The sequence below is a fragment of the Blautia sp. 2227st1_G12_2227SCRN_220401 genome, from assembly GCF_039062885.1.
Lineage (GTDB): Bacteria > Bacillota > Clostridia > Lachnospirales > Lachnospiraceae > Blautia_A > Blautia_A fusiformis.
The window spans coordinates 1-26,360 of sequence record NZ_JBCLNI010000033.1 but is presented as its reverse complement, the minus strand read 5'-3'; the positions used below and the strand labels follow the sequence as shown (position 1 = coordinate 26,360).

The 26,360-nt window shown below is 43.8% G+C and carries 22 protein-coding genes, 1 pseudogene and 1 riboswitch; of the genes and pseudogenes, 21 read left to right on the top strand and 2 right to left on the bottom strand.

The annotated features are described in order from the left end of the window. The first annotated feature begins 133 nt into the window (after positions 1 to 133). The 3 genes from ABCM67_RS14040 to ABCM67_RS14030 all read left to right on the top strand — a co-directional run bounded on the left by ABCM67_RS14040 (position 134) and on the right by ABCM67_RS14030 (position 3,494). Positions 134 to 340, top strand: a complete 207-nt coding sequence (locus ABCM67_RS14040) for a hypothetical protein (RefSeq protein ID WP_021651214.1) — start codon at positions 134 to 136, stop codon at positions 338 to 340. Continuing rightward, positions 337 to 894, top strand: coding sequence for a TIGR00730 family Rossman fold protein (locus tag ABCM67_RS14035; RefSeq protein ID WP_015526428.1), 558 nt, complete (start codon positions 337 to 339; stop codon positions 892 to 894). The genes ABCM67_RS14040 and ABCM67_RS14035 overlap by 4 nt, the downstream gene beginning before the upstream one ends. An 80-nt stretch (positions 895 to 974) precedes the next feature. Beyond that, a complete protein-coding gene (locus tag ABCM67_RS14030; protein WP_161209593.1) occupies positions 975 to 3,494 on the top strand; it encodes a glycoside hydrolase family 2 protein in 2,520 nt (839 codons plus the stop codon). 126 nt (positions 3,495 to 3,620) lie between these two features. Here ABCM67_RS14030 and ABCM67_RS14025 read toward each other — a convergent pair whose 3' ends face one another. Both ABCM67_RS14025 and ABCM67_RS14020 read right to left on the bottom strand, forming a co-directional pair. After that, entirely contained in the window at positions 3,621 to 5,033 is a 1,413-nt protein-coding gene (locus ABCM67_RS14025) for an alanine/glycine:cation symporter family protein (protein WP_059086584.1), read from the bottom strand. 1 nt (position 5,034) lies between these two features. Next, positions 5,035 to 5,142: riboswitch (glycine riboswitch) on the bottom strand. Positions 5,143 to 5,313: 171 nt separating this feature from the next. Beyond that, positions 5,314 to 6,213: a LysR family transcriptional regulator gene (locus tag ABCM67_RS14020; RefSeq protein WP_059086585.1), complete on the bottom strand. Its 900-nt coding sequence runs from the start codon at positions 6,211 to 6,213 to the stop codon at positions 5,314 to 5,316. A gap of 331 nt (positions 6,214 to 6,544) precedes the next feature. On the opposite strand from ABCM67_RS14020, the gene ABCM67_RS14015 reads away from it, so the two are divergent. The 18 genes and pseudogenes from ABCM67_RS14015 to ABCM67_RS13930 all read left to right on the top strand — a co-directional run. Further along, positions 6,545 to 7,810, top strand: coding sequence for an SLC13 family permease (locus ABCM67_RS14015; protein WP_059086586.1), 1,266 nt, complete (start codon positions 6,545 to 6,547; stop codon positions 7,808 to 7,810). A gap of 217 nt (positions 7,811 to 8,027) precedes the next feature. Next, positions 8,028 to 8,933 (top strand): L(+)-tartrate dehydratase subunit alpha, encoded by a 906-nt coding sequence (gene ttdA / locus ABCM67_RS14010; RefSeq protein WP_059086587.1) that lies wholly within the window; start codon positions 8,028 to 8,030, stop codon positions 8,931 to 8,933. Between the two features lie 20 nt (positions 8,934 to 8,953). Next, positions 8,954 to 9,586: a L(+)-tartrate dehydratase subunit beta gene (gene ttdB / locus ABCM67_RS14005; protein ID WP_021977663.1), complete on the top strand. Its 633-nt coding sequence runs from the start codon at positions 8,954 to 8,956 to the stop codon at positions 9,584 to 9,586. A 341-nt stretch (positions 9,587 to 9,927) separates the two neighbouring features. Continuing rightward, positions 9,928 to 10,569: a membrane protein gene (locus ABCM67_RS14000; RefSeq protein WP_044961376.1), complete on the top strand. Its 642-nt coding sequence runs from the start codon at positions 9,928 to 9,930 to the stop codon at positions 10,567 to 10,569. 524 nt (positions 10,570 to 11,093) lie between these two features. Further along, positions 11,094 to 11,615: an isochorismatase family cysteine hydrolase gene (locus ABCM67_RS13995; protein ID WP_044960348.1), complete on the top strand. Its 522-nt coding sequence runs from the start codon at positions 11,094 to 11,096 to the stop codon at positions 11,613 to 11,615. 31 nt (positions 11,616 to 11,646) lie between these two features. Next, positions 11,647 to 13,647, top strand: coding sequence for a CHAP domain-containing protein (locus ABCM67_RS13990; RefSeq protein ID WP_195274575.1), 2,001 nt, complete (start codon positions 11,647 to 11,649; stop codon positions 13,645 to 13,647). A 289-nt stretch (positions 13,648 to 13,936) separates the two neighbouring features. Next, on the top strand, positions 13,937 to 14,905 hold the full coding sequence (locus tag ABCM67_RS13985; RefSeq protein WP_114002483.1) for a PD-(D/E)XK nuclease family transposase: 969 nt from the start codon (positions 13,937 to 13,939) through the stop codon (positions 14,903 to 14,905). A 360-nt stretch (positions 14,906 to 15,265) separates the two neighbouring features. Continuing rightward, on the top strand, positions 15,266 to 16,408 hold the full coding sequence (locus ABCM67_RS13980) for a site-specific integrase (protein ID WP_195274574.1): 1,143 nt from the start codon (positions 15,266 to 15,268) through the stop codon (positions 16,406 to 16,408). Between the two features lie 181 nt (positions 16,409 to 16,589). Then, positions 16,590 to 18,356: a DUF5979 domain-containing protein gene (locus tag ABCM67_RS13975; protein ID WP_173746533.1), complete on the top strand. Its 1,767-nt coding sequence runs from the start codon at positions 16,590 to 16,592 to the stop codon at positions 18,354 to 18,356. 8 nt (positions 18,357 to 18,364) lie between these two features. After that, positions 18,365 to 18,697 carry a hypothetical protein gene (locus ABCM67_RS13970; protein WP_147417229.1) on the top strand — a complete coding sequence of 111 codons (333 nt, stop codon included), beginning with the start codon at positions 18,365 to 18,367 and terminating at the stop codon, positions 18,695 to 18,697. 42 nt (positions 18,698 to 18,739) lie between these two features. Continuing rightward, positions 18,740 to 19,285 carry a signal peptidase I gene (gene lepB, locus ABCM67_RS13965; RefSeq protein ID WP_118368648.1) on the top strand — a complete coding sequence of 182 codons (546 nt, stop codon included), beginning with the start codon at positions 18,740 to 18,742 and terminating at the stop codon, positions 19,283 to 19,285. A 102-nt stretch (positions 19,286 to 19,387) separates the two neighbouring features. Then, positions 19,388 to 20,440 (top strand): FctA domain-containing protein, encoded by a 1,053-nt coding sequence (locus ABCM67_RS13960; protein WP_342992932.1) that lies wholly within the window; start codon positions 19,388 to 19,390, stop codon positions 20,438 to 20,440. Between the two features lie 30 nt (positions 20,441 to 20,470). After that, positions 20,471 to 21,244: a class B sortase gene (srtB, locus tag ABCM67_RS13955; protein WP_118368646.1), complete on the top strand. Its 774-nt coding sequence runs from the start codon at positions 20,471 to 20,473 to the stop codon at positions 21,242 to 21,244. Positions 21,245 to 21,251: 7 nt separating this feature from the next. Beyond that, a complete protein-coding gene (locus tag ABCM67_RS13950) occupies positions 21,252 to 22,019 on the top strand; it encodes an FctA domain-containing protein (protein WP_342992931.1) in 768 nt (255 codons plus the stop codon). A gap of 75 nt (positions 22,020 to 22,094) precedes the next feature. Then, positions 22,095 to 23,054 (top strand): transcriptional regulator, encoded by a 960-nt coding sequence (locus ABCM67_RS13945; protein ID WP_178818185.1) that lies wholly within the window; start codon positions 22,095 to 22,097, stop codon positions 23,052 to 23,054. Between the two features lie 251 nt (positions 23,055 to 23,305). Next, on the top strand, positions 23,306 to 23,785 hold the full coding sequence (locus tag ABCM67_RS13940; protein WP_015526406.1) for a PTS glucose transporter subunit IIA: 480 nt from the start codon (positions 23,306 to 23,308) through the stop codon (positions 23,783 to 23,785). A 113-nt stretch (positions 23,786 to 23,898) separates the two neighbouring features. Further along, a pseudogene (locus ABCM67_RS13935) lies at positions 23,899 to 25,370 on the top strand (PTS transporter subunit EIIC). Positions 25,371 to 25,562: 192 nt separating this feature from the next. Beyond that, positions 25,563 to 26,360: YibE/F family protein (locus ABCM67_RS13930; RefSeq protein ID WP_342992930.1), on the top strand; the 798-nt coding region annotated here is incomplete at its 3' end.

The window sequence follows — 26,360 nt, the reverse complement described above, 5'->3', positions numbered from 1 at the left end:
GAAACCAGAAATACAGCGGATGGAAAAACGCAGTAGAAAAAGTTCTCGTATAATAAAACGGGAGTTTCAGGCAACGGCAATTGCTTGACCCCATGTGTATGTCAGATTATAATAAAATAACAGGCATTTCCGGATGCATTCCAGATGTATCGGAAATGACGGAAAGCCGGTCTTTGCCAGTATCATGTGCAGAGGCCGGCAAAAGTTATATTCAGAGATAAATGATCATCCATTTGCAGTAGCTGTGCAGTGGCACCCGGAGATGATGTATGATTCTTCAGAACAGCTGAAGCTTCTCCGGGCATTTGTGGAGGCAGCAGGGAAGGAGACAGGATTATGAATATTTGTATATATGGAGCGTCCAGTGCAGAGCTGAAAAAAATCTATTATGAGAAAACGGAAGAGCTGGGACAGCTGATGGGAAAGCGAGGACACGGCCTTGTTTTCGGTGGTGGAAAAGAGGGGCTGATGGGGGCGGCAGCCCGGGGTGTTGACAGAGAAAAAGGCTATATCCTAGGTATCGCACCGAGATTTTTTGACCAGCCGGGAGTGTTGTATGAGCATTGTACAGAGTTTATTTTTACTGAAAATATGCGTGAGAGGAAGCACCTGCTGGAAAGCCGCTCGGATGCGACTATCGTGGTACCTGGGGGAATTGGTACTTATGAGGAGTTTTTTGAGATTCTGACATTGAAGAGTCTGGGACGGATCGACAGGCCGATCGTTCTTTATAATATTCAGGGATATTACGACAGCATGCAGGCACTCCTGGAATACACAGCCGGGGAAAAATTTATGTCTAGAGATGTTGTGGGTATGTGCCGGTTCATGAAAGACCCGGAGGAGATCCTGGATTATATTGAGAATTACCGGAATTATGGGGGAAGGCTATAAATAAAATACAGTACGGCTAATACAACAGCCCTGTATATAAGATCGTGCGAAGGGGATTTTTACAGGAGAAGATATATTTTATGAGGAAAATAATGTTAAATGGCCAGTGGGAGCTGGCAGAAGCAGGAAATGACAGATTATGTGAGGTACAGGTTCCGGGATCTGTGCTTTCCGGGCTCTATGGTGCCGGGAAGATCGAAGATCCTTTTTACCGGACAAATGAGGATGTGACAAGGGAACTGTTCCGGAAGGATTATGAATTCAGCAGAACATTTGTGGCTGCAGAGGATATCCTGAAAGAAGAAAAAATAATTCTGGTCTGTGAGGGGCTGGATACTCTTGCAGATATTTATATCAATGGGCAAAAAGCCGGATCTGCAGATAACATGCATCGTACCTGGAAGCTGGATGTGAAAGAATTTCTTCATTCCGGGGAGAATCAGATCCGGATCGTATTCCGGTCGGTATTCAAGTATATCGAAGCTTATGAGTATGAAGATAATAAAGAGATCCACTATGTTCCCTGCGGTGGAATGAAAGGAAACCAGCTGATCCGGAAGGCTCATTGTATGTTTGGATGGGACTGGGGCCCCCAGACCATTGATGCCGGGATTTTTCGGGATATTTATCTGGAAGCATACAGTCATCCGAGAATTGAGGATGTGAAGATCACACAGGTGCATGGGGATAATGCTGTGGATGTGTGTACAACTGTGGCTGTAAGCGGAGATGCTGTGGATAAGTGTCAGGTGAGGGTGACGATCCAGGAGGATGCAGAGAGCGTCTGTGGACATAGAACAGGTGCTAACGACCGAAAAACGGAAACCCATGTATGCAAAGTGGGGGAGACTGTATCAGCGAATAATAATCCAGCAGTGCTGACATCCTCGATCCACAACCCGAAGCTCTGGTGGCCAAACGGCTACGGCGATCAGCCGTTATATAAAGTTCAGGTGGAACTTCTGGACGAGTATGGCACAGTTCTGGAAACCATAACGAAGCGCATCGGTCTCCGTACCCTTACCATCAGCCAGGAAAAAGATCTCTGGGGAAAAGAGTTCGCGTTCTGTGTCAATGGCGTGAAAATTTTTGCCATGGGGGGAAATTATATTCCGGAGGACTGCATCTATTCCAGGATCACACCGGAGGTCCAGAAGTATCTTCTGGAATCCTGCAAACGTGCCAATTTTAACTGTGTCCGTGTGTGGGGCGGCGGTTATTATCCTTCGGATCATTTCTATGATCTTTGTGATGAGATGGGACTGATCGTATGGCAGGATCTGATGTTCGCATGTAATGTTTATGATCTTACAGAAGAATTTGAAGATAATATCACGAAGGAGATCACGGAAAATGTAAAACGTCTCCGTCATCATGCATCCCTTGGCCTGTGGTGCGGAAACAATGAGATGGAGTCTGCCTGGGATCACTGGCCGGAGGTACAGAGTGAGTCGAAATATCTCCGTGCGGACTACATAAAAATGTTTGAGTACATAGTTCCGAAAGCAGTGAGGGCGGCAGACAGCGAGACCTTTTTCTGGCAGTCTTCCCCAAGTTCCGGAGGTTGCTTTGATGATCCGGACGATGAGAACAGAGGAGACTGTCACTACTGGGATGTATGGCATGGTCAGAAGCCTTTTACAGATTATCAGAAGCATTATTTTCGTTTCTGCTCGGAGTTTGGCTTCCAGTCTTTTCCGTGCCTGAAAACTGTGGAAAGCTTTACGGAAGAGAAAGACAGGAATATTTTTTCCAGGGTGATGGAGAACCACCAGAAAAATCCTGCAGCTAACGGAAAGATCCTGTATTATCTTTCCGAGAATTTCCGTTATCCGGAGAATTTCCGCAAGCTTCTCTATGTGAGCCAGATCCTTCAGGGAATGGCCATGAAGTATGGAGTAGACCACTGGAGACGTCACAGAGGCCGCTGTATGGGTACCCTTTACTGGCAGATCAATGACAACTGGCCGGTGGCATCCTGGGCAAGTATCGACTACTTTGGCCGTTGGAAGGCACTTCATTATATGGCAAAAAAATTCTATGGGCCACAGGCGGTGAGTATGTGCATGGATGGGGATATCATGCAGGTGTATCTGGCAAATGAAAGTATGGACGCACAGTCATATCAGGTTGCCTTTTATGTGAAAAATATGGAATGCGAGATTCTTGAGAAGCTTACCGGAACGGGCACTATGGGTGTGCAGGAGTCCGCTCCGATCCTGGCGGTGGATGTTTCCGGATGGGAAGACAAGAAGTATGAGATCTTTCTTGAGGCGGAAGTGACACTTGCTGACGGAGATGTGCTCTGTGATGTGGAGACCCTTGTTCCGTATAAATATCTGGAGCTGGATAAACCGGAGATCACTGCCGAGGTGGAGGAGCAAGGTGATGCATTTGTGATCCATTTAAAAAGCAGCTGCTTCAGCCCGTTTACAGCTATTGGATTTACTGATGCGGATGTTACTCTGGAGGATAATTTTTTCCATATGACAGATGGAGAGGAAATGTGTGTCCGGCTTGATAAGAAAGATATCCGAAATGGAGAGATTCTGGATGCAGCGGATCTGACACAGCAGATGGAGATCCTGACGCTGGCATAGAAAGCTTTTAAATAAAAAAGACGCGGCCTTTTATCGGAAGATAAAAAGGTTCGCGTCTTTTTTTATATGATATTAGGGGATCAACATGGGTTTGTGTGTGTTTACATTTGATTACGATATTTGGGATCAGAATTCGTAATTTTTATGTCTTTTGAAGAAATCCTTAGTTTCCTTTACAACCACACCGCTCAGGGCAAGAAGAGCGATCAGGTTCGGGAATGCCATCAGGGCATTGAAGATATCTGCGATGTTCCATACAGCTGCTACAGTCATATATGGTCCGATGAATACGCAGATGATGTACAGCCAGCGGTATGTTGTAACTGCGGCTTTGTTTCTGTTGAACAGGTATTCCAGACATCTTTCACCGTAGTAATCCCATCCGAGGATTGTTGTGAATGCGAAGAATACCAGGCACAACATCAGTGAGAAGGATGCTACAACCGGCGGGAAAGGAAGTCCTTTCTGGAAAGCTGCTGTTGTGATGGCAACACCCTCAAGACCTGTGTTCCATGTCTCTGTGATGACGATGGAAAGACCTGTCATGGTACAGATCACGATGGTATCGATGAATGTACCTGTCATGGATACAAGACCCTGACGTACCGGCTCCTTTGTCTGAGCTGCAGCGGCTGCGATCGGGGCACTACCAAGACCGGACTCATTGGAGAAGATACCGCGGGCGATACCCTTCTGCATAGCTACGACCATGGTTCCCATTGCGCCACCTGCAAGGGCGCTTCCTGTGAAAGCAGATTTTACGATAGTTACGATCGCTGTAGGTACTGCAGTGATGTTTGTGATCACGATGATCAGTGCCAGTGCAACATAGAGAACTGCCATAAACGGTACAACGACCTGGGATACCTTTGCGATCCTCTTGATTCCGCCGAGAACGACAAGTCCTACACATACGGTAAGTATCAGACATGCAACTACAGTTGCCCAGGAATATGTATTTCCGAAAAGTGCTACTGTGTGTGCTTTATCCGGGTCAAAGAAATTGGTAACTGCAGATGAGATACCGTTTACCTGTGTAAAGGTTCCGATACCGAAAAGTCCCACACCTGCTCCGAAAAATGCGAAGATCTTGGCAAGCCATCTCCATTGTTTTCCCATACCGTTTTCGATGTAGTAGAAAGGTCCGCCGAGAACGTGGCCTTCTTTGTCAATGGTACGGTACTTGATCGCCAGAAGTCCTTCTGCGTATTTGGTTGCCATTCCGAAGAATGCGGCTACGATCATCCAGAAAAGTGCTCCTGGTCCGCCGGCTGCGATAGCAGTTGCGACACCTACGATATTTCCGGTTCCGATGGTTGCTGAAAGCGCAGTACACAGAGCTCCGAAGCTTGTGACCTCACCATCGCCGCCTTCTTCATTTTTTACCATGAATTTCAGTGCCTTTCCGAGGTGCCTTACCTGTAAAAGACCTAACCGAGTGGTTAACAGAATTCCTGTGAACAGGATCAGAATGATCAGCGGAAGTCCCCAAACGACTCCGTCAAACCATGTGATAAAGTTGTTGATTTGTGTAAACATTACTCTTTCCTCCATCCTTTTGCCTGAGAGATTTACAGCATTTTGTGTGCTGCGTACACCTTCGGCGCTCTTCCCTTTTGATTTGAAGAGACTCTCCTGAGTTTTTTTATTTTTGAATGATGCCAGGACCTTTTTGTGTACGGTAGTGGCGGTCATTCGTTCTGTGTAGAAAAACACTGTAACACAGAGTATCACATGAATTGATGGATTTCAATGGTTTTTTAAAAAAAAATGCATTTATTAGAAAAATTAATCGACATATAATTGGAAGTTTGGGGATTTACTTTTCTATCAGCGGATGTTCTTTGTAATACATGCGGGTGAAATGCAGAAATGTCAGCATATCGCCGCTGATATATTTGCTTTTTTTCCATACCATGCCGATTTTTATGCGGACAGGTGGATTGAGCGGGATACCGGTAACATTGGAAGTGGAAAAGTTATCGGTCATGCTGGAGTAGAGAAAGCAGCCATATTTTCCGGTTTTTACAAATTGTAGGGTGGTGTAGATCTGGCTGCTCCGCATAACGATATTGGGTGTGTGGCCATCCATCTCAAAACGCATTTTCAGGATCTGATTCTGGACGGAGTCAGCATTGAAAAAGATCAGCTGCTCTTTCACCATATCTTTTGTTGTGACTGATTTTTTTTCTGCCAGCCTGTGGTCGTTGCTCACACAGAAAACCACCTGGTCGTTGGCCAGGACAGTGTTGTGAAATTTATCTATATTATACTGTTCCATATTGACTAAAGCTACATCCAGGGTGTCATCCTGTACCAGATTGCAGGCACGGACAGATCCGTATTCTTCCAGTACTACGGCAATTTCCGGGTGCTTTTCGTGAAACGCTGTAAGCAGCTCCGGAAAAAATACGGTACTCAGCATGGGAGGGATCCCGATGCGAAGAGGGGGCTTTATCCTGGACATGCTGGAGTAATCGGCCTGAAGCTCATTACAATATTGAAGGATATAGGTAGCTTTTTTGTAGAAGGACTCTCCCTCCTGGGTCAGACTCAGCTGATTTCCTTTTCTGGAAAAAAGACTGATCCCGAATTCAATCTCCAGATCGCGGATAGCCATGGAAATGGTGGGCTGGGTCACATATAATTCTTCGGCTGCCTTTGTGATGCTGTGGCAGCGGCTGGCTGTGCAGAAATAGCGTAGTTGATTCAGTGTCATGATAAACCTTCTCTCGATGTATTGTCAGATTAAATTTTTTAGTAAAGTTTTTCATTTCCGTCCGGAAAAGATGTGACAGAGTATTTGGGTGTCTACATAAAAATAGCATAGAAATATAATATTTGCCAGATTCATTTGCTGATACGCTGATTTTATGTTAGTAATATACAAAAATTATCATTAAAAACTGATACTATAAATATTTTTTATGCGGATATATGTTTCATTAATTTGTTTTTTTATATGTACACCGGTTATAATGGAACCATCAAAAGAAACGTGTACGGCCTATACTTTTCAGGAAAAAACCAAATGGAAGGAGAGTACAGAAATGTCTCAGACAACTATCACATTGCTGTTTCTTGTGTTCACCATTATCAGTTTCATCCTTGAAAAAATTCCTCTTGGTCTGACGGCTTCGATCTGTGCCATCGGCCTGACCCTTACAGGAGTTGTGGATGCAACAACAACATTTTCACAGTATGTAAACAGTAACGTAATCCTTTGCGTTGGCATGTTTGTAGTAGGCCAGGCATTGTTCGAAACAGGAATGGCAAATAAGATCGGAGGACTGGTCACGAAATTTGCCAGAACAGAAAAAACACTGATCATTGCGATCATGGTGATCGTAGGTGTAATGTCTGGATTCTTATCCAATACAGGTACTGCAGCAGTGCTGATCCCGGTAGTTTGTGGAATCGCCGATGAGTCCGGTTATTCCAGAAGCCGTCTTCTGATGCCGCTGGTATTTGCCGCAGCACTTGGCGGAAACCTTTCTATTATCGGTGCACCCGGAAACCTGATGGGTGTGAATGCACTTCAGGAGATGGGGCTTTCCACAAGCTTCTTTATGTATGCGCCGGTTGGAGTTCCGATGCTTCTGATCGGAATCCTCTACTTTGTCCTTATCGGATATAAATTCCTTCCGGATGGAAAGAATGCATCCGGTGCAGCTCTTGAAGATCAGCAGGATTTCAGCCATGTACCGAAGTGGAAACAGACTGTTTCCCTGGTAGTACTGATCCTTGTGATCCTTGCAATGATCTTTGAGAAAGAGATCGGCATCAGCATTGAGGTTTCCGCATGTATCGGAGCGATCCTCCTGGTTCTGACAGGAGTTATTTCCGAAAAAGAAGCACTGAAATCTATTGACCTGAAAGTTGTATTCCTTTTCGGCGGTTCTCTGACACTTGCAAAAGCATTGGATACAACCGGAGCCGGAGAACTGATCGCAGATAAGATCGTAGGACTTCTTGGAGCAGATCCGAGTCCGATCCTTCTTCTTCTGGTGATCTTTATTGTAACCTGTGTGCTGACAAATTTCATGTCAAATACAGCAACCACAGCACTGATGATTCCAATTGCGGTATCTCTTGCAAACAACCTCGGAGCAGATCCGAGAGCCGTTGTTATCGCAACTGTTATCGCAGGTTCCTGTGCATATGCAACACCGATCGGTATGCCAGCAAACACCATGGTAGTCGGTCTTGGAGGATACAAATTCAAGGACTATGTGAAATCCGGTCTGCCGCTGATCCTGGTATCCTTTGTGATCTGTATGATCCTGTTGCCGATCCTGTTTCCGTTCTATCCGTAAGGAGAGAAACTTTTGAGTTACTGTTCACTTTGTGACCAGCAACACTTTTGATTAAGTTCATTCCCTTCTGCACTGACCATACAGTGAAGGAGAAATGATAAATAAGCCAAAAAAGCCATCTTAACCATTAATCAGCCAAAATTAATGATGAAACAACCAACAAAAACCTATGTAACTAAAAAACATTAAACCATCGAACCATATCAGGAGGTAAATCATGACTAAGGAAAATGGAGTTAAAGTATTAACAGACATGGTAGCAGATTTTGTTGCCCATATTGGAAAAAAATTACCGGATGACGTAGTTAATAAACTTGAAGAGCTTGGATCACAGGAAACAGCTGCACTTCCAAAGGTTCTTTATGAGACCATGACAAAGAACCAGGGACTTGCTGTAGAGCTGAACCGCCCAAGCTGTCAGGATACAGGTGTTCTTCAGTTCTGGCTGAAATGCGGAACAAATTTCCCGTATATCAATGAGCTGGAGGCACTCCTGAAAGATGCTGTTGTTCAGGCTACTTTTGCAGCACCGTTAAGACATAATTCCGTTGAGACTTTTGATGAGTACAATACAAAGAAAAACGTTGGTAAGGGAACACCGACTGTATGGTGGGATATTGTTCCAAACAGCGATAAATGTGAGATCTACGCATACATGGCAGGCGGCGGATGTACCCTTCCTGGAAAAGCAATGGTTCTGATGCCAGGTGCCGGTTATGAGGGTGTTACCGATTTCGTTCTGGATCAGATGACAACTTACGGACTGAATGCGTGTCCTCCACTTCTTGTTGGTGTTGGTGTAGGAACATCTGTAGAGACAGCTGCTCTGAACTCCAAGAAAGCGCTGATGCGTCCGATCGGTTCTCACAACGATAACGCAAACGCAGCAAAAATGGAGAAGCTTCTCGAGGATGGTATCAATGCCATCGGCCTTGGACCGCAGGGTATGGGCGGAAAGTATTCTGTAATGGGTGTCAACATTGAGAATACCGCACGTCATCCATCTACCATCGGTGTTGCAGTAAACGTTGGATGCTGGTCTCACCGTCGTGGACATCTGGTTGTAAATCCGGATCTTACAGTAACCTGTGATACTCATTCCACATGGAAATTTAATGCTTAATATAAACGGAGGGAAAAATCATGATCGAAATCAGAGGAGATAAAAAAGTTCTTATTACACCTATAAGCGCAGAAGACCTGGCTGATATCAAAATCGGCGATATTGTATGGCTGGACGGAGATCTGATGACCTGCCGTGACGTTGCTCACCGTCGTCTGGTTGAGTATGGAAGAGAGCTTCCGTATGATATCCGCAACAAAGCGATTTTCCATGCCGGCCCGATCGTTCGTAAGATCGAGGGTACAGAGGATGATTATGAAATGGTTTCTGTAGGACCGACAACTTCCATGCGTATGGAGAAGTTCGAGTATGAGTTTACAAAACTGACTGGTGTCAGAGTGATCGTTGGTAAAGGTGGTATGGGCCCGAATACGGAGCGTGCTTGTAAAGAGTTCGGTGCGATCCACTGTGTTTTCCCGGCTGGATGTGCAGTTGTGGCTGCTACAGAGGTTGAGAAGATTGTTGAGCATCACTGGGATGAGCTTGGTATGCCTGAGACTTTATGGTGCAACAAGGTTAAAGAATTTGGGCCGCTGATCGTATCTATCGATGCACAAGGACGTAACCTGTTTGAGGAGAACAAGGTTGTATTTAATGAGCGTAAAGAGGCTGCCAAGCAGGCAATTTATCCTGAGGTTAAGTTCATTAAATAATATTGGATATTGAAAAAATTTTTCGGGATATCTGAAATAACGAGGCTCTGCCATGAGAGCTTCGGGAGTGACTGGTGATTGTGAAATTGAATTAACAGCGTGATATAAAAAAGAGAGATGTCCGGCAGATCATATAATGTGGTCTGCAGGATGTCTTTTTTTGTTGCTTTTTGTTGTTTCTTGGGGTTTTTATGTTTTACAGGGGTGAGGGGGTGTGATAGAATATAAGCGTTGCAGCAGGCTGGTTATTAAGGTATTATCTGGTATGGATCTTGCGCAGTGAAGGTGGATCGTGGATATCTGCCTGACAATATTTTCAGAGAGGATGAGGTATGAGGTTTATGGGGGATTTTTTGAAGAACATTAACTGGAAGCATGTTCTGATCATGTGTATCGGAAATGTTTTTGCAGGTATGGGGATTGGAATTTTCAAGCTTGCCGGGCTTGGAACGGATCCGTTCAGTGGAATGAATATGGCGGTTGCGGATATGATTGGTATGGCGTATGGTAATTTCCAGCTGATTGTAAATATTGTGCTGCTGATCATTGAGATTGCTTTTGGCAGAAGGTTCCTGGGGATCGGTACGGTTGTGAATGCGGTTTGTCTGGCTTATATTACTACTTTCTTTTATAATATTTATACTGGTGTTTTGGGATTGGAGCTTGTGGCGCTGCCGGTACGTTTGGTGGCACTGTGTGTGGGTGTTGTGATCTGCTGTCTGGGACTGTCGATGTATCAGATGCCGGATGAGGGGGTTGCGCCTTATGATAGTCTTTCGCTGATCATGACAGAGAGATGGCCGAAGATTCCTTATTTCTGGCACAGGATGTCTAATGATGTGCTTTGTGCGCTGATCTGTTATCTGACTGGTGGTGTTGTGGGTATTGGTACACTGGTGACGGCTTTTGGGCTGGGACCGGTGATCCATTTCTTTAATAGGGTTTTTACCGGGAAGCTGCTTGCCTGGGTTGATGGTGAGTGAGTTTGTAGTTGTATGGGTTGAGCTGAACTGGCTGCGGGATGTGGCTGGTTCGGCTTTTTTTTGTGAAAAGGGACGCCCGCCAGGCGTGTGCTGCCTGTCACCGGGGCTTCGTCGGGGGCTGGCTTCTAGGCTGCCGGAATTCTGCTAAAACCGCTTCAAAAATTCTCAAACTCGCGTCTGAAGACGCTCAGACAGTGAGAATTTTTGAAGCAACGCAGATTTCCGCCAGTCAAGAATCAGCTCCCCTCCTGCAGAGTCCGGTGACAGGCAGCACACGCCTGGCGGGCTGGCTTTTCAGGGCGGTAGGGGAGGGTGGCTGCTCGGGAGTTGGATGGGCTATCAGCGCTACGCTGGATAGCTGGGAGGAAAGGCTAAGTTTGCAGTAAGTGGCCGAAAAAAATTACCGATGCGAATCTCCACTTGACTGGATCTTTTTACCTTGACATCTTCCGTGAGAGTATGCACAATAAAGGTATCATAAATTTGCCGGACAGAAATAAATTATGAAACAAGGGGTGACAAACATGCAGAACATTCTCATTGTAGTAGACATGCAAAATGATTTCATCGACGGTGCACTTGGCACGAAGGAGGCAGCTGCCATTGTTCCGAAGGTGGAGGAGAAGATCCGGAATTTTGAAGGAAAGGTATTTTTTACAAGGGATACCCATGAAACGTATTATCTGGAGACACAGGAAGGGAAAAACCTTCCGGTTCCTCACTGTATCCGGGGCACAGCTGGATGGCAGATCCGGGAAGAGCTGGACGCCTTAAGGAAAACAGAACCCATTGATAAAGAAACCTTCGGCTCCACTGATCTTGCCGGGGAATTGACTATGATCGATGAAGATGAAGGAATCGGAAGTATTACTCTTGTGGGACTTTGCACAGATATCTGTGTGATCTCCAATGCTTTGCTGATCAAAGCATCCCTTCCGGAAGTGCCGATCTGTGTTGATGCCACGTGCTGCGCAGGTGTAACACCGGAGAGTCATGAGAATGCACTGAAAGCTATGGAGGCGTGCCAGATCAGGATTATCCGGTAAGAAGGATGAAACCACAGGAAAGGAGAAAACTATGAAAAAGAAGCTTCTGAAAAAATTAATGGTCCTTGCGCTGTCCGCAGTAACTGCCTTCAGTGCGGTACCGGCAGCAACGGTAACAGCAGCAGGTAATCCTTATCCTACAACACAGGATGTGGATCGAGATGGCTTATACGAGATCCCCTGCACACGTTTTGCATGGCAGTGCGTGTATGACAGACAGGGAATCGCATTGCCTTCATGGGGAAATGCGGTAAGCTGGTGGCAAAATGCTATCAATCAGGGCTATGCAGTAGGAAATGAGCCTGTTCCCGGTTCTATTGCTGTATGGAGCGGAGATTATTACGGACATGTTGCTTATGTAACAGCTAATCTTGGAAACAACAGATTTACGGTAGATGAGGGAGGAAGAACGGACAAAGATCAGACATCCTCTCATGGAGTTGCATATGGATATACACTGACCAATGCAGTCGGAGGAAGGCGCCCTTATGATTCCAACAAGGTGTTGCTTGGCTTTATCTATCCGGGCGTTCGTGTACCGGGCAAGCCATATGTGAGCGTGAATCCGGGAAAAGCGAATCAGACCACAACGTTTTCCTGGAATGCAACAAGCTATGCCAGATATTATGATGTATATGTGTATAAAGCAGGAGAATCCAATCCGATGCGAGTTCAGTATGGAGTGAATGGAACAAGCTGGTCCTGCACATTGCCGGCGGGGAATTACAGGGTAGCGGTGGCATCTGTGAATCATGCACAGTATGCATATACATTTTCGGATTCTGTGAATTTCACTGTCCAGGCAGCTCCGGTCACACATACACATAGCTATCAGAGAGTAACAGTAAAGGCAACCACCACTGCCAACGGATATACACAGGAGCAGTGCAGATGCGGAAGTATACAGAATAAACAGATCATCTATTATCCGAAAAAAATACAGCTTTCCAGAACAAGCTATACTTATAATGGAAAAGTAAAAAAGCCAACGGTAAAGGTTACAGACAGCAACAACAGGGTGATCAGTGCAGACAACTATACAGTTACCTATTCTGCCGGAAGAAAATATGTTGGAACTTATCGGGTAACAGTTCGGTTTAAAGGCAATTACTCGGGAACCGTTACAAAAACCTTTAAGATCACCGGAAAAGCTCATAAACACAGCTACAAAAAACAGGTGAAGAAAGCAACTACATCCAGGAACGGATATGTGCAGTATCTTTGCTCCTGCGGTGCAGTGACCGGAAAGAAAACCATCTATTATCCGAAGACAATAAAGCTTTCTGCCACAAGCTATACATATGACGGAAAAGTAAAAACACCGAAGGTAAAAGTAACCGGTGCGAATAAAAAAACCATCAGTTCCGGCAATTACAAGGTGACATATTCTCGTGGAAGAAAAAATGTTGGTACTTATAAGGTAACGGTGAAGTTTAAGGAGAATTACAGCGGAACCGTAACAAAGACCTTTAAGATCAAGGCGAAACCTAAAAACTGGGTTTATGTGGATACGCTTCCCAAGAATATTACTTCCGATAAATATACGATCCAGTATAAACACACCTATCAGAAAACAACCTCCAGCTATGTCAATGATGGTGGTGTTTATGAGTCTGTAAGACCACTGGAGACATCTGCATCCAGACAGCTGGTGGGCTATTATTACTATCATTTCTGCGGACCGAATACCGGAAAGAATGTAAACTTCGCACAGACGGGCCCTTATGTACATTTTGACAGTGTAGCAGCCAGTCAGGTAACCGTAGCTGCTTCCGGCGCAGATGGAGATGACCCGAGCATTACCTATTATCTGCTGAACTGGAATGGAAACGGCAGTCGGGTATGGTGCTCCAGCGGAACTACATGTAACGGCGCCTACGGAAGCCACGGAGCCAGAGGCCAGGCCTGGTACCGCATGAACCAGTACCAGAACAAAAAACTCCAGACTCAGACCACAACCTCCGAAAGTGATTGGACAACCGGTAAAGACAGCACAGCAGTAAAAACCGTTTACCGTTATAAAGCAAAATAGGTCATAGATCAGTCATAAATCAGAAACTCCCTCATGTATCAGAAAAAACTGATATGTGAGGGAGTTTTTTTGCAGAAGGATATTTGTAGTCTGCGCCGTATCTGGTTGATTGCCATAAAATATCGTGTCGAAATACAGAGAAACAACAGGAAGGAAAAATCTTGGATGCAAGATAAAAATATGATATTCTATAAGTATCTTATAAGACTTATTCTAGCCGTATGGCATTCACAGATGTTTCAGATCTGAAACGGAATTTCCATTTTTTATCAGACAAGGAGAAGATTAATTGAATACGAAATTAAAGGCTTATTTTCCAATGATAAGAACCCGCGAGGAGATTTTGCGGGACATTCAGCAGAACATAAATCTGACAGAGAGATTTTATAGCTGGAAAGAAGAACAGAGAGAGGAATTTCTGGATTTCTGTACGGGAGTGAAGGGGGTGAAAATGCTGTATGATGCATTTTTTAAAGAAATTATGAATCCGGAAACAGTACCGGAAAGATTAGAGGATTTTCTTGAAGTATTGCTTCAGAGAAAGGTGAAAATTATCGAAGTTTTACCAGGAGATTCTACAAGACTGGCAGATGAGCAGTCTCTTTTGATCATGGATATTCTGGTACGATTTGATGATGGTTCATATTGTAACGTGGAAGTGCAAAAAATAGGTTACGCTTTTCCTGGGGAAAGATGCGCATGTTATTCTTCTGATCTATTATTAAGGCAATATAAAAATGCCCGAAGTACCAGAAAAGAGAAGTTTTCCTATAAGGATATAAAAAGTGTATATACAATTGTACTGATTGATAAAAGTACAGGAGATTTTCATAAATATAAAGATAGATACTGCCATATTTTTCAACAGAGATCAGATACAGGATTGGAACTTAATCTGCTTCAGAAATATGTATTTCTTCCGCTTGACATCTTTCGTGAGAATATGCACAATAAAGGTATCACAGATAAACTGGATGCATGGCTGGCATTTTTGAGTATGGATTCTCCGGAAGTAATCGTGAAATTAATAAAAAAATATCCGGAGTTTACGGTCATGTACGAGCACATATATAATATATGCCGGAATGTGGAAGGGATGATGGAAATGTATTCAGAGGAATTAAAGATTCTTGACAGAAACACAGTGAAGTATATGGTTGATCAGATGCAGGAGCAGATTGATAATCAAAAGGAGAAAATTGCAGCTCAGGAAAAAGAAATTCAGATGTTAAAAAGAAAGCTTGAAGAACAGAAATAAAATATAAGATCAGAAACTCCCTCATGTATCAGAAAAACTGATATGTGAGGGAGTTTTTTTGCTTAAAAAACGGCTTATTTATTTAGGTTATAGTTGGTAAATTTTCACAGAGCACAATACTCTGTTTCTATAAAAATACCATAAATTTTTTGGAAATTCAAGGCGTAAGTTCCTGAAAACCGGCTTTTTTATCGTGGTTTTTCACCATATTTTACGGATAATATAGGGCGCAAATATTGCGGTGTCCGAAAAAGGACACTATTCGCCGTCAGTGTCATCGTCAGAGGATAAAAGACCGGCGGATAAAAACTCTTATTTGTGAACAGACTATAAGATTCGGCATAACAGGAGGAAAGATCAATGAGCAGAAAAGGAGAAAACATTTACAAAAGAAAAGACGGACGATGGGAAGCCAGATATATCAAGGAGCATCGGATAAACGGAAGGATACACTATGGCTACTGTTACGGAAAAACATATCATGAAGCCAGAGATAAGGTCAATCAGGCACGTTATGCGCTGATGAATGATCAGCTCCTGCCCGTGAGAGGAAAACGGAATCGCTTTGCAGATTACTGTAATGAATGGCTGTATCTGAAACGAAGCAGCGTGAAACCATCCACTTTTGTAAAATATACAACGATCCTGGAAAAATATATCAAGCCTGATCTCGGGCAGTATTTTTCCGAGGCTATTTCAGAAATACTTGTAGAACAATTCAGCTACAGGCTTATCCATGAAAGAGGATTGTCACCAAAAACAGTGCGGGATATTCTTTCCGTGCTGCATTCCATTCTGAATTATACAACAAAGCAGAATCCACTGGCAAAATCGGTGGATATCGTATACCCCAGGCAGGACCAAAAAGAAATGCGTGTGCTGACCTGTGAAGAACAGAAAAGGTTTACGGAATATCTTTTACGGGACATGGATCCGTGTAAATTTGGGGTTTTGCTGGCATTGCTGACAGGATTGCGGATCGGAGAAGTATGTGCTCTGAAATGGGAAGATATTTCTTTGGAAAATAAAGTCATCTTTGTACGTCATACCATGCAGCGCCTGAAAAATCTCAATCCTGCAAGTGAAGAAAGGACCCGGATCATAACCGGGGTTCCTAAAAGTGGAAGGTCGGTAAGGATGATCCCCATGAACCAGGATATTGAAAAGCTCTGTAACAAATGGAGAGCAGATGATCCGGAAGCATATGTTCTGACCGGAAAAGCAGGGTATTTCCTGGAGCCCAGAACCCTGCAGTATCGCATGAGGCAATACACGAAAGATTGTGATCTGAAAAATGTTCATTTCCATACTTTGCGGCATAGTTTTGCGACACGGTGTGTGGAGGCCGGATTTGAGATCCGCAGTCTTTCGGAGATCCTGGGGCACTCCAGCACACGGATCACACTGGAATGTTATGTACATTCATCTATGAACCTGAAGCGTAAAAATATGGAAAAACTGAAGATCGCAGATACCGTGGAAAAAGAATTTCCGGGAGCCTGAGTTTTTTAATAAACCGTCAAAAACCGCCGTCAGAGAAGAAAGAACCGTTGAATTTACACGGATCGCAGGGAATCTTTCACAGAGTATTGTGCTCTGCGAAAGAGCAGAAATACCGGCATGGACATGTAATGAGCAGTGCCTGTTTTTGACTGCCATAGCATACAAGAAGGAGGTTTGAAGTATGATACATAATCATTCATCTGGAAAACACCGTCTGTGGAGGAAGATCCTCGCAGTCTGTATTGCGTTCGCAATGATCTGCAGTGTTTCCATCTCAGCATTTGCGGTAGAGGCTAGCAGTGAAACAGCCAATGAAAATACTGAAACAGTACAGTCCGGATCCGCAGAGGAAGCAGAAGAGCTGACAGCCGCAGAAGCGGAAAATGATCAGTCGGTGGATGGATCGCAACTAGAAGAACCTGTGGTGACAACCGGAGATGAAAATACAGAGGAACCGACAGATGTTATAGAAGCTCCATCTGATGATCCGGAGCAGCCGGAAGAGCCATCCGTAGAGCCTGGCGAAGATAACGAACAGCCCGCAGATCCAACCGTGACAGAACAGCCGGAGGAGCCGACAGTCACCGAACAGCCCGAAGAACCAGCTGCAACACCGGCGGAAGATGCAGATGCATCAGCAGACGAGGTCCAGGATGTGGAGATGGAAGTGCAGTCGGCTAAATGGCTATGGCCAACAACGGCACCAAAACCAACAACAGTACCAACGGAAACGAAAGCAGCAATTTATTATTTGTCTTCACCGGATGGCGTGCCGGGAAGTAATGATACAGATTATTGGAGTCCGGAATCCGATCAGAGTAAGCTATTGGGAGAAATCGATGTAACTAATGCAACCTGGAAAAATAATAAAAATGTTGTAAGTAATGTGAGTAATTATATTACTAAATGGCCAGATGGGACAACGAGTTCATCATGGACAGTTAGAAGAACAGATAATGAAATAAAGGTAGATAATAAAACATATTTTAATTACATTTTGGATTCTATTTGGGAGGCGTATAAAAAGAATGTAAGAGAGAAATTACAAGTAACTGATTTAACGGAAGATGATGTAACAGAAATTACTTTAGTACCATTTAAAATCTCTCGGGATAACAGTACTACAGAAAATCAATATTATCACATTGACTGTACAATCAACATTAAGTGCTCAAAAGTTTTTGCGGCTAAATTTTGGGTGAAGGAACCGGAAAGCAATGATTATAAATTAGTTGATGCAGCAAATTATAAAAAGGATAGTTCAGTTAATAAGACAAGTATAGTTCAAATTGGTTCCACTCGAGAAATTGATGGAATAACGTATATTCTGGATGGCTGGTATCCGGAAAAAGATCCCAACGGGAATGATAACAACTCAAAAATTTCAAATGAAAAGTGGCCATATTCTCCAAATGAAACAGAATTAGCAGATGGTACCGTAAATTTTTATGCTCACTACGCACCGCTTTATACGTCAGTAGATATCAAAAAAAATGTAACTGGAAATATGGGAGATAAGAGTAAAAAGTTCAACTTTATAATTTCTGTAGTAAATGGAAATACTAATCTTCCATTTAAAATCGGTGAGACACAGTATACAGGTTCAACGACAATTACACTGTCAGATAAGCAGACAACAAGACTGACACAGGTTCCAGTTGGAGCAACCGTAACGATCACAGAAGATGATTATTATAGCAACGATAGATATACGCCTTCCTATACAATAGACGATAACCCTTCTGTTTCGAATAATAGAGAGGCGAAAATAACATCTATTTCAAGAAGGGATAATGATGTTTCTCACGAAGTTACCTTTACCAACAACAAAGACGCAATCCCGGACACTGGGCTGGATCTCAATACAACACCATACATTCTGGCGTTAGGTATCGTAGCTGCCGGAGCAGGTGTGCTGTTATTCAGGCGCAGGAAGCGTTGGAATTGAAGGCGGTTATGATGAAGAAGAAACAGTCAGGGAAGAAAGGAAGCCGCAATGCTGGAGCAGAGCGGTTTCCACAAACAGAGGCGTTAAATCATGAGCACGAAAAGCTGAAGGAGTGGTTCCGGACGGTCAGGTTTCGGAAAGTGCTGTTTGGCGGAGTGGATGAAATTCATCTCTGGAAAAAGCTGGAAGAGCTGAATCAGATTTATGAAACATCCTTAAGTGCAGAACGTGCACGGTACGATGCACTGATCGCTGACCATCAGAAAAGCTGTGATGCCATGATTCGCAAATATAAGGAACTTGCTGAAAGAGGGACTACCGGACAGGATACAAATGTCTGATCTGTTCACAGGATATAGTTCCAGAGAAGAGGTGCGGAGGTGATGCGTGCTGAAAAAGATCAAACCTGTTCTCAGACAATCCGGAAAAGAAGATATTCTACAGAAATAAAGGAAGGCTACATCCGCCTTTTGTGGCGGGTCGTGTTGATCGTGGCCGTTGGCTGGCTGCTGTTTACACAGGTCTTTCTTATAGGCCAGGCACCGGATAATGAAATGTTCCCGGCAGTGGAAGCCGGAGATCTTCTTATCGGTTATCGGCTGGAACAGAATCTTGAAAAAGAAGATGTTGTCGTGTATGAAGCCGGCGGCAAAACTCATGTAGGGCGTATCCTGGGATGCGAAACCGACGTGATCACAATGGATGACACAGGAACGCTTCTTGTAAACGGAACAGCCCAGACAGGAGAAATTGCATTTCCTACATATGCAAAGGAAGGGATCACATATCCCTACACAGTTCCGGAAGGCAGTGTATTTATTCTGGGAGACTACCGAACCCATGCAAAAGACAGCCGTGAATTCGGCCCCATCTCCATAGAGAATGTGAAAGCAAAAGTAATCACTATACTTCGAAGAAGAGAACTGTAAAAAAGTAATTGTTCTCCCATTTCTGAGAGAACATAACAACAAATGTATAAGCTGCTTTTTATGAGCTTATAAATAAATTTATATTTCTAGGAGGATTTTCTTATGAAAAAGACAAAGAAACTGTTAGCATGTTTGATCGCAGCAGCCACCATGTTTACCATGGGAAGTACGGCATTTGCGGCAGAAACTGCAGAAGCTGAAACGAAAACACCTGTAGATTCTGTTACATTAACAAAAAGTTATAAGCTGGAAGTAGCTGATATGAAATCCCCGGCAGAAACTTTTAACTACACTGTAACAGCAGCTAATGTTACAGATGCAGCCAGCAATACTACAAAAGATAATATGCCGATGCCTAAAGTTGTTGCCTATACGACAGAATATACGGAGGGTGAAGCAACAGTAGAGGGTAAGGAGAAAACTTTTACCATTGAACTTCCAAATTATAATAGTGTAGGAATTTATTATTATACAGTTGCAGAAACTAAGGGTAATACTCTGGGTGTAACATACGATGAAAAAACGGTTACACTGAAAGTCACTGTTGTTAATAATAAGTCAGGAGATGGTTTCGACAGATATGTTACTGTTTATAAAAATATATCCAGTAACGAAAGTAGAAAACTTACAGAAGGTCAGAATGCATTTGAAAATACGTATTCAGCAAATTCTTTACCTGTAAAAAAAGTTGTAACTGGTAATCTTGGTGATAAAAATAAATTTTTCACTGTAACAGTAACTTTAAAAAATAATACAGGAAAGACAATGTCCAGTGATATTTCTTATAAAGTTGGAGAGGCAACAAATACTATCAAAGCAAGTGATTGGGAAAATAATATAGCAACAGCAGAAATCAACCTGAAACATGACCAGACAATTACTTTCACAAATTTACCATTTGGTGTGACATATGATGTAACTGAGGCAGATTATACTAAAGCTAAAGGTGGTTATAACGCCCCAGTGTATACGTATACAAATACTAATAAAACAGTTAATAAAACTTCTCAGAATGTGACAATTACTAACAACAAAGGTGGCGACATCGACACCGGCGTCAACCTCACAACTCTCCCATACATCCTCGTATTCGCAGGCGTGATCGTAATCGCAGGTGCAGCATTCATCACCAGAAGACGTAAATACGAAGACTAATGATCATCCAGGCAGCAGAGAGGAGGCAGTATGAACGCATCTAAGTTTTTTCTGAAAGCAGCCAACTCTCTGGTCACTGCCGTTGTAGCATTGTTTCTGATCCTGGCGGCGGCGTATTCCGGGTATGCACTCTGGGATAACGCACAGGTCTATGGCGCTGTGGACGACATTCAGTCACAGCTCTTAAAACTGAAGCCCGACCCGGAACAGAAAGACGGAGGCGCTTCTTTTGAAGAACTCCGAAAGATCAATCCGGACGTTTGTGGATGGATCACACTGGATCATACAAAGATCGACTATCCGATCCTTCAGGGAGAAGATAACCTGACTTACATCAATACCGATGTATACGGTGATTTTGCTTTGTCAGGAAGCATCTTTCTGGATTCCGGCTGTGACAGGAATTTTCAGGGGAAATATTCTCTCCTGTATGGTCATCACATGGCAGAGCACAAGATGTTCGGAGATCTGGATCTTTACAGAAAAAAGAAATTTTTTGACAAAAACACCACAGGTACATTGATCCTGCCTGACCGTTCCTACAAGCTGGAAATATTTGCATGTATGCAGGTTTCCGCATCTGAGGATTCTATTTTTGCATCGGGAAAATGGCAGGCGGACACCAGCGGGCTTGTGGATTTTGTCAGAAAAAACGCGGAACATGTCCATCAGCAGACGATGGATAACATTGGAAAGTCCGAAGATTTTTCCCAGATACTGGCAATGTCAACCTGCTCTTCGGAATTTACAGATGCAAGAACAGTTCTTCTGGCGGTAATGAAACCTTATTCGCCGGAGACGTAAGGAGGGGATGAAGACGAATATACGAAAATTTCCGGCAGTGCTCCTGCTTGCGGTTCTGTGCCTGACAGTTTTTCCGATTTCAGCTATGGCAGCTGGAGTTGCGGAAGTAAAGATTCCTGTCAGCGTGGAATTGTCAGGTGAGAAGCCATCTCCGGACGAAACTTATACGATCATTCTTCAGGGTGAGGACGAAGCCCCTATGCCGGAAGAAAATACGATCACGATCACAGGTGCGGGGAAAGCAGAATTTCCTGCAGTGGAATATGCTGTTCCTGGCGTATACACTTACAGCGTTTCCCAGCAGCCTGGAAAGCTGGAAAACGGACATTATGACAATACCGTTTATTATGTGAAAGTAACAGTAACGAACGGAGAGTCCGGTGATCTGGAAGCAGTTGTGGCTGCACATACCGATGCACAGATGAACAGCGAGAAACAGGATATCGGCTTTGTGAATTCCTACGATCCTGTGGATACGCCGACACCTGTACCGGAAAATACACCGACACCACTTCCGGAAAAAACTCCGACTGCAGTGCCGACCAGAACTCCGGCAGCGACCATAACGAACACGCCGGTAAAACCTGACAGCAATCTGCCTGCTTCCGGAACTTCTTCCTATACAGGAAATACAGGTTCCAGTCATGTAAAAGCTATGCCAAAAACAGGAGATAACACAAACATTGCAAAATGGATCGCAGTGATCTGCGTTTCCGGATGCGTGGTATTACTGGCAGCAGTATTTGTCAGAAGAAAAAAGAAAACGGATAAATAACAGGATCCGGACAGCGGTGCGGCAGGAAAAATTTCTACCGCATCGCTTTTTTTGACGAAATGTGAGGGACAGAGGATGGCAAACGGACTTAAACTGGAAGGTCAGAGATTTGGTCATCTGACGGTACTGAAAAAACTGGATGAGCGGGAAAACAGGTATGTTGTATGGCTGTGCAGATGTGATTGTGGAAATGAGATAAAAGTAAATACCAGACATCTGATGCGTGGGACTGTAAAGGACTGTGGATGTATTCCAGAAAACAGTTCCAGGAGAGGACCGGTGGCAGAAGACCTTACAGGCCGGCGTTTCGGGAAACTTGTGGCGGTAAAAAAACTGGAAAGTAAAAATGGCAGGACCAGGTGGGAATGCCGCTGTGACTGCGGGAATATGCATATTTCCACTGCGCACAGCCTGAAAGCCGGAAAATGTACCAGCTGTGGTTGTGGCCATTATGTCAGAGGACGCGGGATCACCGACATCAGCGGGCAGCGTTTCGGGCGGCTGACTGCTCTCTATCATACAGATAAAAGGAGTAAAAAGGGCTCTGTGTTCTGGCACTGTCGGTGTGACTGCGGAAATGAGGTGGATGTGACAGAGGACGGTCTCCTTCATGGTAATTACAGAAGCTGTGGCTGTCTGAGGCAGGAAATATGGAAGGAGCTTCCCGGGCAGCTGCATATGGTAGATGGAACCTGTGTGGAGATGCTGGAAAAAAGAAAGCACCGCAGTGATAATACCAGCGGATTCCGTGGCGTCTATCAGCTGCGGAATGGAAAATACCGTGCTACCATCGGATTCAAGGGGAAACGATTTTATATCGGAACTTTTGTGGATTATCAGGATGCGGTCCAGGCCCGCCAGGAAGCGGAATCTACCATCCACGAAGGCTTTGTCCGCGCCTGGTACAGCTGGAACCGGCAGGCAGAAAAAGATCCCGGCTGGGCCAGAAATAATCCCCTGGTATACGAGATCCAACGGATCAACGGAGAGTTTCAGGTGACAACGAATATGAAAGAAAAAGAACTGCTGAAGTAAACTGAATATTCTCACATAAGCTGTCGCGTTAATGTGCTACAGCTTATTTTTTTGAAAAATACCGATAAAAATGTGGACAAAACCGAAAATAATGGTTAATATATACACATGCCTAAAAATCAAAAAATGAAAATTATACGAAATATATAATATAAACCCGGAACGGATAAAAAATATATAGACATATTTACAAATCGACATCGCGGATATCAATACCGGAAGAAGTGGTGAAATAACGGGAGGAAGAGAATATGCTGAAATTTTTTAAAGGAAAAGATAAAGGAAATTTAATCTATGCACCCTGCAAGGGTAGAGTGGTTCCCCTTGCGGAGGTTCCGGACCCTGTCTTTGCGGATAAGGTACTGGGTGACGGTTTTGCCGTGATCCCGGCAGACGGCAGGATATATGCTCCGGCGGACGGTGAGGTGGCAATGGTATTTGATACGCTTCATGCAGTTACGCTGACAAGCACTCAGGGAGCAGAAATACTGATACATATCGGACTGGATACAGTCACACTTAAGGGCGAACCCTTTAAAGCCCACGTTGCAGCAGGTGACAAGGTTAAAAAGGGTGATCTTCTGATAGAGGCTGATCTGGACAAAATTGAGAAAGCCGGTTTAAACACGATTATCCCGGTTCTGATCTGCAACACAGATGATTACGGAAAGATAAGCCTCCAGAAGGAGGGGGATGTTTCGGCGGATGAAGCCGTCCTCAAGCTTTCATGATCATCTTCATGCAGCTGACAGGCTTATAGCAGCCCGGAGATAGTAGCAATTTTCGGGGTGTTATAACCGGAGTGATCCGGTCAAATATATTTATTTTAAGGGAGGGGAAATATATGAAATTTCTTCAAAAACTGGGAAAAGCGTTAATGCTTCCGGTGGCAGTACTGCCGATCTGTGGTATCCTCATGGGTATCGGATACTGGTTATGTCCGGCAACTATGCAGGGTGGAGACATTCATGGCGCAGCCAATCTGATCGGTCTGTTTCTGGTTAAGGCAGGCGGAGCTCTGATCGACAACATGGCAATCCTTTTTGCTATCGGTGTTGGTGTCGGTATGTCAGAAAAGAATGACGGAACCGGCGGAATTGCTGCACTTGCATCCTGGCTGATGCTCACAACACTTCTTTCTACAGGATTTGTTACAACCATCATGCCATCAATCGCAGACAATGCAACAAAAACTCTTGCATTTGACAAAATTGCGAATCCTTTTATCGGAATCCTTGCCGGTATCATCGGATCTACATGCTATAACAAATTCAAGAGCACCAAGCTTCCTGACTGGTTGTCATTCTTCAGCGGCAAGCGCTGCGTAGCGATCATCGCAGGAGTGGTTTCCATTATCGTATCTGCTGTATTACTGTTTGTGTGGCCATTACTTTTCAGTGCACTTGTAGCATTAGGAAAAGCAGTTGCAGGTATGGATGTTGTTGGTGCAGGTATCTATGCATTCCTGAACCGTCTGCTGATCCCTACCGGATTACATCACGCACTGAACAATGTATTCTGGTTTGACACCATCGGACTTGGTGATCTTCAGCACTTCTGGGCAGGTGAAACCTCTGCAGATGTATCCTGGAGCCTTGGAATGTACATGTCCGGATTCTTCCCATGTATGATGTTTGGTATTCCTGGTGCAGCACTTGCAATGGTAAGATGTGCGAAACCTGCAAAGAAAAAGTTGCCATCGGTCTTGTTGCATCTGCAGCGATCTGTGCATTTATCTGTGGTGTAACTGAGCCGTTCGAGTTTGGATTTATGTTCCTTGCTCCTGGCCTCTATGTGATCTATGCATTACTTTACGGTATCTTTACCATGATCACAGTTGCTCTTGGCTTCCGTGCAGGCTTCAGCTTCTCCGCCGGTGCGATGGATTTACTTTTCTCATCCTCACTTCCGGCAGCACAGAAAACATGGCTCATCCTTCCTCTTGGAATTGCAGCATTCATTGTATTCTATGTTGTATTCCTTTTTGCCATCAAGAAATTTGATCTGAAGACTCCGGGAAGAGAAGACGATGATGATCTTGAGGCAGAGAAGAATATTGAGCTTGCAAATGATGACTATACTGCTATTGCCGCAAAGATCCTTGAAGGCTGTGGCGGAAAAGAGAACATCACAAGCATCGATAACTGCATCACAAGACTGAGACTTGAGGTTAAGGATATTACAGCTGTAAATGATAAGGTGATCAAATCTGCAGGTGTTGCAGGCGTGATCAAACCTGGAAAAACTTCTGTACAGGTTATTATCGGAACCAAGGTTCAGTTTGTTGCAGATGCATTTTCTGCGCTTTGTAAATAATGGCTTTTTTGGAGTTAGGTATTTGTTAAAATAATTATGGGGGCAGCAGAACTGTGAAAACGGTTCTGCTGCTGTTTTTTTGTATACCTTATATTGACCAATACTTTCAAAAAGCGTAGAATGTTACTTCGATAAAAAGCAACCGGTCAGTGCGTTTACAATTGCAATATTTCTACAGGGGGAATGAAGTTAATGAAATCCTGCATATTTCACAAAAAATATCTTTTAGCCGGCATATATATTATTTTTGTTCTGTTTACCTGCTGTAATTCCCGATTTTATCATACACCGCTGGCAAAAATATGTTCCGTAACAGAAAAACAGACTCTGAGCAGAGAAGGAACCAGGGGCTCAAAAGAATATTATTATACTCAGAATATTACGGCACGGATATTAAACGGTTCGCATAAAGGGGAAAAAATAACGGTCTCTAATGAATATACATCTTCTCAGGTTCAGACCAAGAAATATCATAAAGGAGACACCGTTCTTTTAAGCGGTTCAAAGGAAAGCCCCGGAAAAACGATACGTTCTGTAAAAAGGGATGGGTATCTGGCATTACTGGCAGGAGGATTATTTTTTCTTCTGATCTGCATTACAGGAAAGCAGGGATTTTACACGATCATATCACTGATACTGAATACAGTCATATTTGCGTATGGATTTCAGGCTTTTACAGAAGGCAAAAATATTTTAAATATCTGTAATGTCATCGCAGTTCTTTTTTCACTGACTACATTGATCTGCTTAAATGGAATTCATAGAAAAACATTTTCCTCAGTTCTTTCAACACTGTGTGTTCTGTTTCTGATCATGACATTGTTTGAATTTTCTATTTATATGTACGGAGATCTGGATTATTCCAATCTGGAATACCTTGGAAGTACAGGCAATTCAGCAGATATATTCTGGGCAGATATTATGCTGACAGGACTTGGTGCAATTATGGATGTGACGGTGACGATCAGCGCAGCAGTAGGAGAGATCGTG

Coding starts and splice junctions, on each gene's coding strand:
- ABCM67_RS13995 (WP_044960348.1), top strand. CDS start 11,094: ATGCAGAACATTCTCATTGTAGTAGACATGCAAAATGATTTCATCGAC.
- srtB (WP_118368646.1), top strand. CDS start 20,471: ATGAACGCATCTAAGTTTTTTCTGAAAGCAGCCAACTCTCTGGTCACT.
- ABCM67_RS13940 (WP_015526406.1), top strand. CDS start 23,306: ATGCTGAAATTTTTTAAAGGAAAAGATAAAGGAAATTTAATCTATGCA.
- ABCM67_RS14020 (WP_059086585.1), bottom strand. CDS start 6,213: ATGACACTGAATCAACTACGCTATTTCTGCACAGCCAGCCGCTGCCAC.
- ttdA (WP_059086587.1), top strand. CDS start 8,028: ATGACTAAGGAAAATGGAGTTAAAGTATTAACAGACATGGTAGCAGAT.
- ABCM67_RS13975 (WP_173746533.1), top strand. CDS start 16,590: ATGATACATAATCATTCATCTGGAAAACACCGTCTGTGGAGGAAGATC.
- ABCM67_RS14040 (WP_021651214.1), top strand. CDS start 134: ATGCATTCCAGATGTATCGGAAATGACGGAAAGCCGGTCTTTGCCAGT.
- ABCM67_RS14000 (WP_044961376.1), top strand. CDS start 9,928: ATGGGGGATTTTTTGAAGAACATTAACTGGAAGCATGTTCTGATCATG.
- lepB (WP_118368648.1), top strand. CDS start 18,740: ATGCGTGCTGAAAAAGATCAAACCTGTTCTCAGACAATCCGGAAAAGA.
- ABCM67_RS14030 (WP_161209593.1), top strand. CDS start 975: ATGAGGAAAATAATGTTAAATGGCCAGTGGGAGCTGGCAGAAGCAGGA.
- ABCM67_RS13970 (WP_147417229.1), top strand. CDS start 18,365: ATGATGAAGAAGAAACAGTCAGGGAAGAAAGGAAGCCGCAATGCTGGA.
- ABCM67_RS14015 (WP_059086586.1), top strand. CDS start 6,545: ATGTCTCAGACAACTATCACATTGCTGTTTCTTGTGTTCACCATTATC.
- ABCM67_RS13960 (WP_342992932.1), top strand. CDS start 19,388: ATGAAAAAGACAAAGAAACTGTTAGCATGTTTGATCGCAGCAGCCACC.
- ABCM67_RS13980 (WP_195274574.1), top strand. CDS start 15,266: ATGAGCAGAAAAGGAGAAAACATTTACAAAAGAAAAGACGGACGATGG.
- ABCM67_RS14025 (WP_059086584.1), bottom strand. CDS start 5,033: ATGTTTACACAAATCAACAACTTTATCACATGGTTTGACGGAGTCGTT.
- ABCM67_RS13950 (WP_342992931.1), top strand. CDS start 21,252: ATGAAGACGAATATACGAAAATTTCCGGCAGTGCTCCTGCTTGCGGTT.
- ABCM67_RS13945 (WP_178818185.1), top strand. CDS start 22,095: ATGGCAAACGGACTTAAACTGGAAGGTCAGAGATTTGGTCATCTGACG.
- ttdB (WP_021977663.1), top strand. CDS start 8,954: ATGATCGAAATCAGAGGAGATAAAAAAGTTCTTATTACACCTATAAGC.
- ABCM67_RS14035 (WP_015526428.1), top strand. CDS start 337: ATGAATATTTGTATATATGGAGCGTCCAGTGCAGAGCTGAAAAAAATC.
- ABCM67_RS13990 (WP_195274575.1), top strand. CDS start 11,647: ATGAAAAAGAAGCTTCTGAAAAAATTAATGGTCCTTGCGCTGTCCGCA.